At 32.1% G+C, this 11,845-nt stretch carries 6 protein-coding genes; all 6 read right to left on the reverse strand.

Annotated features, from left to right (window positions below; all coding sequences use genetic code 11):
- Positions 1-13: 13 nt before the first annotated feature.
- Complete coding sequence (locus GQR92_RS10805) at positions 14-4,384, reverse strand: T9SS type A sorting domain-containing protein (protein ID WP_158839424.1); 4,371 nt, start codon at positions 4,382-4,384, stop codon at positions 14-16.
- Between the two features lie 183 nt (positions 4,385-4,567).
- A complete protein-coding gene (locus GQR92_RS10810; protein WP_158839426.1) occupies positions 4,568-6,394 on the reverse strand; it encodes a M1 family metallopeptidase in 1,827 nt (608 codons plus the stop codon).
- Between the two features lie 66 nt (positions 6,395-6,460).
- Positions 6,461-8,101, reverse strand: coding sequence for a S8 family peptidase (locus tag GQR92_RS10815; RefSeq protein ID WP_158839428.1), 1,641 nt, complete (start codon positions 8,099-8,101; stop codon positions 6,461-6,463).
- Positions 8,102-8,114: 13 nt separating this feature from the next.
- The gene (locus GQR92_RS10820) at positions 8,115-8,960 is read right to left on the reverse strand and encodes an MBL fold metallo-hydrolase (RefSeq protein WP_158839430.1); all 846 of its coding nucleotides are present in this window, start codon (positions 8,958-8,960) and stop codon (positions 8,115-8,117) included.
- Between the two features lie 165 nt (positions 8,961-9,125).
- Entirely contained in the window at positions 9,126-9,305 is a 180-nt protein-coding gene (locus GQR92_RS10825; RefSeq protein ID WP_158839432.1) for a hypothetical protein, read from the reverse strand.
- Between the two features lie 119 nt (positions 9,306-9,424).
- Positions 9,425-11,773, reverse strand: coding sequence for a penicillin-binding protein 1C (gene pbpC, locus GQR92_RS10830; RefSeq protein WP_233269831.1), 2,349 nt, complete (start codon positions 11,771-11,773; stop codon positions 9,425-9,427).
- Positions 11,774-11,845: the final 72 nt, after the last annotated feature.

Genomic DNA, 11,845 nt, shown 5'->3' on the forward strand with positions numbered 1-11,845 from the left:
TATCTATTTTTTATTATTTTTTAAAAATTTTACGTGTAAAAGTTCCTTTGTTCGTTTTTACATTAACAATATAAATTGAGGTTGATAAATTACCAACTTCTAAGTCTATTTTTTCATCTACAACATTTGGGTTCCATGTTTTAATTTGCTGACCTAACACATTAAATAGTTCTACATTTTCTATAAAAAGATTGGTATTGTTAAGTATTGATATTGCATTCGAATTGTCATCCAAATAAACTCTTAAACTAAAATCTAAAACCTCATCAGAAACAGATAACACATTAGCTTCATTAAAGGTGATAAAAAAACGATCCTTATAAGTTCCTTTAGCCAACTCTAATTCCACCATCTCATCTTCTTTTAATTCTCTAGTTGTATTCTCTAATGCATCTAATAAATAAATTTTACGGTCAATATTTTCTAATTCATCAATCCTTATAAAAAGAGGTTCATTAGAATCAACAAGAATTGTAAGCGGTACTTTTAAATTATCATTTATACTCTCAACTCCTGCAATAGCTAATTTCTGATTATCTATTTCATCAAAATTCCAATATACATCAGATGATTGAATATCTATCATTACACTTTCATAACCATAATCAAAAGCAAAAGAATGATTTTCATTAAATGAAACACCTATTTGCCTATGAATTTTTAAATAGTCTTTATTTGTAAAATCAATCCCTAACTTTAAAATAGGTAACGTATTATCTGTTGTTTTCTTTTTTTGTCCTTTAAAAAAATGAGGTTCCGCTGCTTGGTAACTTCTTTGCTTGTTATTAAAATTAATGGTTCCTCCATCTGTATCTGAAAGAACAAAAAAACCCTGACCTACAGCGATATATCTTGTTGGCTCTGTATATGTGTAAGAGTCTGTTAACCCACTTGTACCCTCAACAACACTAGTGGCAGCTGTACCCATAGAAAAAGTTAATTGGGCATAACCACCTTCATAGCCTCCTTTTACATGTCCTTGATCTGTCGCTTCTCCAGAATGTTCCCAAAAATAAAGCGTACCATCAATTGTATCTTCATTATTTAATATAAATGCCTTACCATCTAAAGTACCTGCGTATGGATTTCCTAAAAGACTATTTGTATTTGCAGATAAGTTAAATGAAATATCTCCATCAATTGGACTTCCATAAAAAGTAAAATATTGAGGATTCGCACCTGTACTTTTCATAATATATCCTAAACCTTTAGATAAATACCCCGTATCTTTTAATTGCACCCAATCATTACCTGCTGTACTATTAAAGTAAGCCCAAATCCAATAACTTGCTATTTGTATAGGACTAGTAGCAGCCCCATCATAACCTCCAACAAAATTAATATTTGTAATTATTGAACTAGCAGTAAGCTCACCTCCAGCATCTTTCATAATTTCTGAAACTCTATACGTATTTCCGCCAATAAACTCTACCACTGGTGATGACCAATAATTATACCTGAACACATTAGGAACCTCGCTTTTTTGATCTATTAATAGTTTTCCATTACCGGTTACATTACGATTACCATCGTGTACTTGCACAAACTGTCCAATACCTAAAATTCTAATCTGTGCATTTACATTAATATTCGTGTTGTTTAAAACAATTAACGCATTATCACTAACACTTAACACATTACTACCTTGCACATCTAATATTCTTGCATTTAAATTACCTGTAGAATGTGTATACGTTTCTCTAACAATTACACTTCTAGACTTATCTGGAAAACCATTACTCCACGCAGCTCCTGTACGAATAGTTGGACTTATTCTATGCAAACCTAAACCACAATTTGTTTCATTAATTGGTGTCTTTACTTCTGATAAAAGCGGCGCATTTGCATGTCTTACAATTGCAGGAATTGGATCTGAATCTCCAACAACTTCTATTGAGTCATCTACAAAAGAAAGCCATTCTGCTGCAGTAAATGTGGTATTTGCTTTTGTTATTTCATCGATACGAACCAAAGATGTTGTGTTACTAATATTCTTAACAACATCATATCTATTTTCCCAAGCAGAGGCATTTACGGTTTTTGAAAGAATTATAGTGTCGTCTCCTCCAGCAAAATCAGTAATATTTGCGTCTGTTAATTCGGTAGGATTATTTATAAAAGTAACTCCCGGAAGTGATGCAACAGATTTTATAACAACAGAGCCACTTGCAGGTATACTTGCTATTGTTAAATCCGCCGTAGGCAAAATAGCACTTGCAGAAGCAGTACCTAAATCTTTAAATAAAACTAAACTGACATTGGTTACAGTTGTTGTTCCAATATTTGTTAACTCTATTGCGTTACCTGACGCCGTTTGATAAACTTGACTAATAATTACAGGCAGCAAACTACAACTTGAATCTTGTACTAAATCATCTTGACTACTTCCTAATAATTGACCATTACTAGTTGCTACAACAGGAATACCTTTTCCATCTATATCTCCTTTTAATCGATTATTACCATCTACATCTGCAAAAGTAAAAGTAGCACCACCTTCTAAAGCATCCGGACAACCATCTCCGTCTGCGTCCGTATCAAATTGATCTATAATTCCGTCTAAATCAAGATCATATCGATCATCTATATCATCTGAATTAGAGTCTACGAAACCACTAAGACTTGGATCTTTGTAATCTATAATTCCGTTTTTATTTGTATCTGCAATCGGGTTTCCACTAGATGCATTTTCTGCAGTATCTAAAACACCATCGTTATCGTCGTCTAAATCAATAATATCAATGATTCCATCTAAATCAGTATCAGTAGTATCACAAGCTAAAACACTTCCATTTTGGCTATCACCAATATCTTGTCCTGCTCCAGCACCAGCTTCTGTTAAAGTTGGTATTCCTTGTGCATTTACTGTTCCGATAATTACAAAACTAGCATCTAAATCCGTTTGCTTAACAGTACCTGTTGCTTCTAAAGCATCCGGACAACCATCTCCATCACTATCTAAATCTAAATAATTAGCAATTCCGTCTCCATCAAAATCTCCAGTTCCTTCAATAGTATCTAAAATACCATCATTATCATCATCTAAATCATCCGTATCTTTTACACCATCACAATCATTGTCTTCACCGGCTTCAGATATTGTTTGTGTATTATTACTTGGATCACTATCTGGTTGAAACACCCCCGTTGCTGTAGCTGTAAAACTGATAGGAAATGAAGCCGTACTTACAGAAGTATTAACCGTTAACGTAACACTTTCTCCTACTGATAAATTATCAATAGTCCAGGTATTATTCGTATTATTAAAACTTGCTGATAAAGGAGAAACACCTGATTCAGAAAAAACTGCGGAGTTACTTGTTACCGTCATACCAACTGGTATTGTAAAATCTACCTCAAAATCTTTTGATAATTCGGTAGCAGATTTATTAGTTATCGTTGTTGTAAAAGTAGCAGTAGTAGGCGCACAAAAATCATCTGCAGAAATCATTGAATTTGATACTTCTAAATCTGTTGCTGGTAGCAATATTTTTATTGCATCAGAATTGTATGCCGTAAAAGCAATATCTGTACTACCAGATGTAGTGTGTACAAAATTAGTTATTTGGTTAAAGTTACTCGTTGTTATGCCAAAATCACTTAAATTGATAGATAGAACTCTTAGATCTCTATAAGTATCTATCCCAAAAGTATTTGACACGGTACCTGTAGAAGGATTTACCCTATAAATAGTCCAATCTGTTCCTCCTACAATAGCTACATTTCCAAAAGTAACGTTGATTTCCGCCCCTACTATAACACCTGCACTATCTATAAATTTAAACTTATCTGTATTTCCAGGAGCTCCTGTCTGAGTTACAATAATATCTGGCATCGCATCATTAATACTTACCGCCTGATTTATTACAATAGCATCGTATATGATTACTTGACTTTCTATATTAAAAAAATTTGTTGCTAACTCTAAACCGTTACTACCGTCTCTAACAAAGAATGAAGGAACAATAGGGCTAAATGTTTTAATATAATCTGTTGCACTATTATTTTGAGAAACTCCACCCCAGTTAGTTCCAACCCCAATTAATTCTTGATTATTAGTACCATAAACAATAGAGGCTGGCATTGGAAATGAAACAAAACTTCCGCTTGTAAACGTTATATTATTTGCTGTTAAAGTTGCGTCATTAACACAGGTAGAATATGTAGCACCATCTACTGTAAACCCTAATAAATTATTAGAATCATCATAAGTTACAGGCACAGCCGTTGTAGAAGTATAAAAACCTCCATTATCGCCATAAACAGCGGTTACAGCATGTTGTTGTGCACTCGAAGAAAAAGAGGCACTTAATAAAACAAAGAAAAAAAGATAGAGATAAAAAAAATCACTAAAATTTAGACGTATGGAGAGGTGATTTTTCAATTATGTATATTTTAATAAAATTAATTTCTTGATAAATGTAAATATTAGAACATAACAACATTATATCTATTTTACCCGAAAAGACAACAATATTGATCATCTATTGATGTTGCCAATTACAAAAGTAACCAAATAAAAAAACCTCTCCAAGTAGGAGAGGTTTTTCATAATCTTTTAACATTCTTACTTCACTTCTAGAACATTATTCTCTAAATTAATATCAGCCATTAATCCGCTTTTATCAATAGTAACAGATTTTACAGCTTTAGAAACTGTAAAAGAATATGTTGGCATTGCCCAACCCCAATCTTTTAAAATGGTTGCTGTTGTTGGCTTAGTACCTCTCATCATTTCTAATGGAATGTTAAAACTTTCTGATGTCCCATCAACATAAGTTACATCAACATCCATTGGCATTGGCATTTGCCCAATTCTCTCTAAAGTAATTGTTTTGTTATCTACAGATTTTACTCCATAATCTATGGTGTGTGTAGTTTGTGTCCATTCATTTAAATACCATCCTAAATCCAATCCAGCAGTTTTTTCCATAGAACGTTTAATATCATTTGGAGTTGGATGTTTAAAACTAAAATCTGTAAAATACTTTTTTAATCCGTTTGCAACATTCTCTTTACCAATAACATATTCTAACTGACTTAAAAAAATATTTCCTTTAGAATAACTTGCGGTACTATACGCCCAATTTGTGTTGTATCTATCTGCATGTGTAGACAAAGATTCTTCATACCCTTTTGCAACAATTGTTCTATATCCTTTATAAGAACCTGCATGTGGATTTTCTTTGTTTTCTTTTAAAATTTCGTTTTCTGCTTTGTTAGAAATATAGGTTGTAAAACCTTCATCCATCCAAGGATGTAAACTTTCGTTAGAGGCTAACAAAAACTGAAACCAAGTATGTGCCATTTCATGTGCTGTTACGCCAAAAAGGCTCCCGAATTTACGTTTACCAGTAATTAACGTAGACATTGCATACTCCATACCACCATCTCCACCTTGTATTACAGAGTATTGTTTGTATGGATATTGACCAACATGCGCACTATAATACGTCATTAATTCGGCTACTTTAGGCTGTAAATCTTTCCAGTTTTTTAAATAAACTTCTTCAAGATCTTTCTTATATAAAAAGTGTAAATCAATTCCGTTTTCCATTTTTAAAACATCATGAATGTATGCAGGATCTGCTGCCCACATAAAATCGTGCACATTTGGTGCTTTAAAATGCCATGTTAATTTATCGCCTTTAGGCAAGTTTAATTCTTTTGAATCATCTTGATACCCATGACCAATTTCTTGAGGGTTTTGTAAATTTCCAGAACCACCAACCGTATAGTTTTTATCGATATGGATAGTTACATCAAAATCTCCCCAAACACCTTGAAATTCTCTAGCGATATAAGGAGGTGTATGCCAACCCTGAAAATCGTATTCTGCTAATTTAGGATACCATTGCGCCATAGATAACGCAACTCCTTCTTTATTGTTTCTTCCAGAACGACGAATTTGAACAGGAACCTGAGCATCAAAATTCATTTCTAAAGTAACTGTTTCTCCAGATTTTATAGGTTTATTTAATTGTACTTCTAAAATTGTACCAACGGTTTCATGAGAAACTGCAACGCCATTTTGTTTTAATGAGTTTACTTTAATGTATCCTATTTCATTAGGTTGTAATTTACTAATTCTATCTCCTACTCTTCTGTCTGGATCTTTAATATTTAAAGAACGAACATCCATTTGAGATCCTGGTTGAAATGCATTAAAATACAAGTGATAAAATACTTTATCTAAATCGTCTGGAGAATTATTTGTGTACTCTAAAGTCTGTTTTCCTTTGTATTGATATTTGTTTACATCTACATCTACGTCCATTGTATAATCTACATGTTGCTGCCAATAGGTTTCTTTAGACACAGAAGTTGTGTTTTTTGTAACCGTACAAGAAGTTAACATGATAAGCGACAATCCTAAAAAGTAAATTTTTCTCATATTTAAGTTGATTAAAGTTCAAAAAAAAGCAGCATCTTTTACAATGCTGCTTTTTAAAATTAATAATTATTTTTTTCCGTTTACCATTTCGTCTGCCATTTTTAAGGCATTGTAGGCATTTACAACTCTACCCGAAACAGATAAGTCTGCAAAAGGAACTTTTACTCCTTCTGGATTTTCTCTTGATTGAGAACCTGGTTGAATTACATCAAAATTAATTTTGATACCAGAATTCATTAAAATATGTTTTACCTGACTTGCAGTTAATTTAGGATAATAAGAACGAATTAACGCTGCAACACCAACTGTAGAAGGCGCAGCCATAGAAGTTCCACTAAATTTTTTATACTCATTTTCTGGAGTTGTAGAATAAATTTGAACTCCAGGTGCAAAAACATCTACATTCTTTTTACCGTAGTTAGAAAAATTAGCTGGTAATTTTTCGTTATAATTAGCACTCATTGCACCAATTGTTAATACGTTGTCAGAAATTTCTGTTTCTAAATCTTTAGAATCGTTAGGGTACGTTCTTTCTACGTCAATATTTTTACCATCATTTCCTGCTGCATTTACAATTAATACATCTTTAGAAGCGGCATACTTTATAGCATCATAAACCCATTCTTTTTTAGGCGAATATCCTTTTCCAAAACTTGTGTTAATTACTTTTGCTCCGTTATCTACTGCATAACGTAAACCTAAAGCAACATCTTTATCATACTCATCTCCGTCTGGTACAGCTCTAACAGCCATTATCTTTACGTGATTTGCAACTCCGTTCATTCCTATTCCATTATTTCTGCTTGCAGCAATAATACCAGAAACATGTGTTCCGTGTGCTTCATCTTTTACAGAGTGACCGGTTTTATTATTTCCATAAACCTTTACATCCATTGTATAAGCATTGTCTCCAACAGCACCTCTATAGTCTTTCTTTAAAGCATCTCCATTTAACAAATCTGCAGAACTTGTAACCAATTTAGTAAGTTCTGCTTTTGCTGCACTTAAAGATGGCAAACCAAAACTAAACATTTGCTTAGCAATCGCAACACCTTGTAATAAAGCAGGGTCTTCGGTAACAATAGCTAAAACCTCTTCTTTAGTATAATCTGTTTTATTTAAGTTTTTAGAAATAACGTCATCTGCATTTGTTATTCCTTGTAACATTTGCTCGTATCTTAATTTACTTTTCTCTGCACCTTCTAGTTTTTTATCATAAAACGCTTTTGCTTCTTTTGCTTCTTCTTTACTGGCAATAGATGGATCTTTTACAATTCTTTCGTATTCTAAATTTTCTTTATAAATACTCCCTAAAAAATTCCAGCCATTAATATCGTCTATAAAACCATTTTTATCATCATCAATTCCATTACCTGCAACTTCTTTTGGGTTAATCCAAGCCACATCTTTAAGATCTTCATGCGCTAAATCTGTTCCAGAATCTACAACACCAACAACAACTTGTACTCCTTTTTTACCAGAAAGAAACTGATATGCTTTTTCAAGACTCATACCCGGAATTGAATCTGTTAGTAAGTCTGCATGACTCCATTTATTCAATTCATCCTCAGACAACACTCCTTTTTTAGCGGTTGCATTTAGTACCGTTGTTGCCCCCTGTGGAACAGGAATCTTAGAAATTGATTTACAACTAGAAAAAACTAAACCAGCAAAAGCTACGTAAAAAATAGGTTTTAAAACTCTCATAATCTCACTTATCTTAATTAAATATGTCTATAAATTTATGTGTATTCTTTAATCTAACTCCTTTTTCTGTATGCTGAACCGTACAAATTTCATTATAAGCATCGTGTTCTAAAAAAAGGTAATACTCTTTGTCTGCAGCTTGGTTTAAAAATGCTGCTTTTTCTTTTAAGGTTAATAAAGGCCTTGTATCATACCCCATAACGTAAGGCAATGGAATGTGCCCAATAGTTGGTAATAAATCTGCTACAAAAACAATGGTTTTACCTTGATAAGACAACATTGGTAACATTTGTTTTTCTGTATGGCCATCCATAAAAAGAACGTCAAAACCTATTTGTTCTTTAAAGTTACTGTGAATAAAATTTAATTGTCCGCTTTCTTTAATAGGGTTGATGTTTTCCTTGAAAAAAGATGCTTTTTCTCTTGGGTTGGGGTCTGTTGCCCATTGCCAATGTTTATCATTAGACCAAAATTTTGCATTTTTAAAAGCGGGTTGTAAAAAAGTTCTCTCGGCATTCCATTCTATAGCTCCTCCGCAATGATCAAAATGTAAATGTGTTAAAAAAACATCTGTAATATTATCTCTATGAAAACCATGTTTTGCCAAAGAAGAATCTAAAGAGAAATCTCCAAAAAGGTAATAATAGCTATAAAATTTATTCGATTGTTTTGCTCCTAAGCCTGTATCTACAAGAATTAAACGATTTCCGTCTTCTATAAGCATACTTCGCATGCTCATATCTATCAAATTATTATTGTCTGCCGGATTGGTTTTTTGCCAAATAGTTTTGGGTACAACACCAAACATTGCACCACCATCTAATTTAAAATTACCAGTTTCTATAGGATATATCTTCATTCTGTGTAGATTAAAATCATAAAAAAAATCGACTATAAAAATAATCAATTAAGACTTAATATATTCACAATACTTCATAAAAGTACAAGAGAACAAAGATGTAGAAAATTATATAAGTTTTTGTTAAGAAAAATCTAAAGGTTACCTATTAAAACCTAAAATACTTTATGAGTTATAACCCGACTTATTATTAGCCTTATTAAAACTCATTTTACTTAAAGATTTAGCAATTCTTAAAATTAAAAAGACTAAAATAACCAAACCTAAAATTACAAATACTAATTGATTTTCAAAAACGGCTTTAGCTGATGTAAATACATTATGAGCAAAAACTTGTAAAAACATAATCAATAGAATTTTTAATAGTGAGAAACAAAAGTACAATACAAACCGTTTTAACATCTTTTATTTCGACAAACTGCTACTTAGCTTCGATAATTTGCACTTTAACTTCTTTCTATAAATTACTCTTTTATTATTATTTGTTGATGAATTTCGTTTCCAAAATTATCTGTAGCAGAAATAAGGTAACTTCCGCTCTTTAAATGAACCCCAAATTCATGTGTTTCTGTTGTTGTACCTAAATATGTTTTATCTACGTACCAGTACAATACTGCGTCCTTATTGGCATGTACTATTTTTAAAACAAGTTCATTCTTTTTTCCATCAAAGTTCTTTGGTAAAAAAATGGTGCTTTTTTCTGTTGGATACATAAATTTCATCACATTTTTATCCGCACCCAAACAATCAGTTCTAAATTTTGGCAATGGTTTATAAAACGGATTTTTATCCTTGTAATAGTACTCCATTAATGGAGGCAACACAAACCATTTTTTTTGTTTGATGTTTTCTAAGCGTTCACAAGAAGTATTTACTTGATAATTTTCTGACGCATCTACATTTACCAACACATGATATGGACAAGGTTTGGTTTTTAAACCTGCATTCTGTACAAATTCTACAGTTTTTTCTTCGCAATTTTCAGCAGCCCTATAACCACTTTTAGCACAAACTTCTATTTCTGTCATTTCATCAAAAGGTTTTTCAAACCATGCTGAGTTTGGTAATTTATCAAAAACAGCAAATAAAATAGGCGCTGCAGCTTGCACACCCACCAAACCAGGTCTTCCTTCTCCGTCTGCATTCCCAACCCAAACTCCTACTACATAATCTTTAGTGGTTCCTATTGCCCAAGCATCTCTAAAACCAAAACTGGTACCAGTTTTCCATGCAATTTGTTTAGAAGAATCAAAAAACTCCCAATTCTGACTTGCATTTGGTCTATTTACATCCTTTAAACTTTCAAAAGTGAGGTAAATAGAAGCGGCATCAAAAATTATTTTTTCTGCGGATTTTTCTCCGAAATCTATTTTTTTATCAGCATAAAAAGTAGGTTCACAAAATTCATTTTTAAAGTACCTACTCGAATTTTCTGAATAGTGATTTACCGTAGACGCAATCGATGCATAACTTTTACATAAATCCCATAAATTACTTTCTGCACCACCTAAAGCCAATGTTAATCCGTAGTAATTAGGATTTTTCTTTAAATCTTTAAGCTTCAACTTTTGTAAATAATCATGAAATTTTTCCAATCCAAAACTTTGCAACATTCTTACAGTTGGCACATTTAAAGATTTAGCCAAGGCTAATTTTGCCGAAACTGCTCCAGCATATTTTTTATCAAAATTTTCTGGATGATAACTTCCAAAGTTTGTGGGTACATCTGCAATTAACATATTTGGCAACAAATCTCCACTATCTAACATGGCTGCGTACAAAAATGGTTTTAGAATACTTCCGGTACTTCTAGGCTTATCTATAACGTCTACATATTTTTGATTTTTTGGCGTTGTTTCAGAGTTGCCAACATAGGTTAAAACCTTTCTATTTTTTACATCTAAAACCAAAACAGAAATATTATATATCTCATTATTTTTCAATTGTTTATAATGATTATTAACAATTAAATTTGTTTGAATTTGCAACTTTTTATTTATGGTAGTTTTTACAAATTTTCCATTATTTTTTTTGTTAATTTTTTGCAATAAATGCGATGTAATTTGTGGAAGCGGATATGGTTTTTGTGGCAACTCTTCTAAAACGGATAATTCGTATGTTAATGAATCTATTATTTTTTTAGTGAGTAACTTTTTTAATAATCGATTTCTTTTTGCTAATAATCTATGTTGATTTTTCCCCGGATAAATCAAGTTTGGCGCATTGGGTAAAACGGCTAAAGTTGCCGATTCTGCCCAAGATAAATCTGTAGCTTTTCTATTAAAATAACGCCAAGATGCTGCGTCCAAACCTACAACATTTCCGCCAAATGGCGCATTAGAACTCCAATAGGTTATAATTTTTTCTTTTGATGCTCTAACCTCTAAACGCGTTGCTAAAATTAATTCTTTTACTTTTTCAAAATAAGTTCTAGGTCTATTATCTCTACTTAATCTAATTACTTGTTGCGTAATGGTACTTCCACCTCTTTTTACACTTCCTGCTTGTAAATTTTGTTTTAATGCCTTAAAAATAGAAACCGGATTAAACCCTGGATGTTCATAAAAATGTTCATCTTCAAACTGAATTAAACAGGTTTTAAATTTCTTCGGAACCGAATCGTTATGCGGAAAACGCCATTGCCCATCTTTTGCTATTAACGCACCCAACAACTCGTTTTTGTTACTTGTAATTACGGTTGATGTTGGCTTTGTAAATAATTTATTAGGCAAACAAAACACATAGAAAATCAGCAAAACAACCACTAGTATTGTTTTCTTTTTATGACGTTTTATGTAGTTTGTTATTTTCAATTTTTGATGTATTTATTTCTTTTAAGGTTTAATTGTCATTTCAAAATGAGCCTTTTCGGCGATTGAGAAATC

Origin of the sequence: Polaribacter sp. L3A8, assembly GCF_009796785.1 — a bacterium.
Lineage (GTDB): Bacteria > Bacteroidota > Bacteroidia > Flavobacteriales > Flavobacteriaceae > Polaribacter.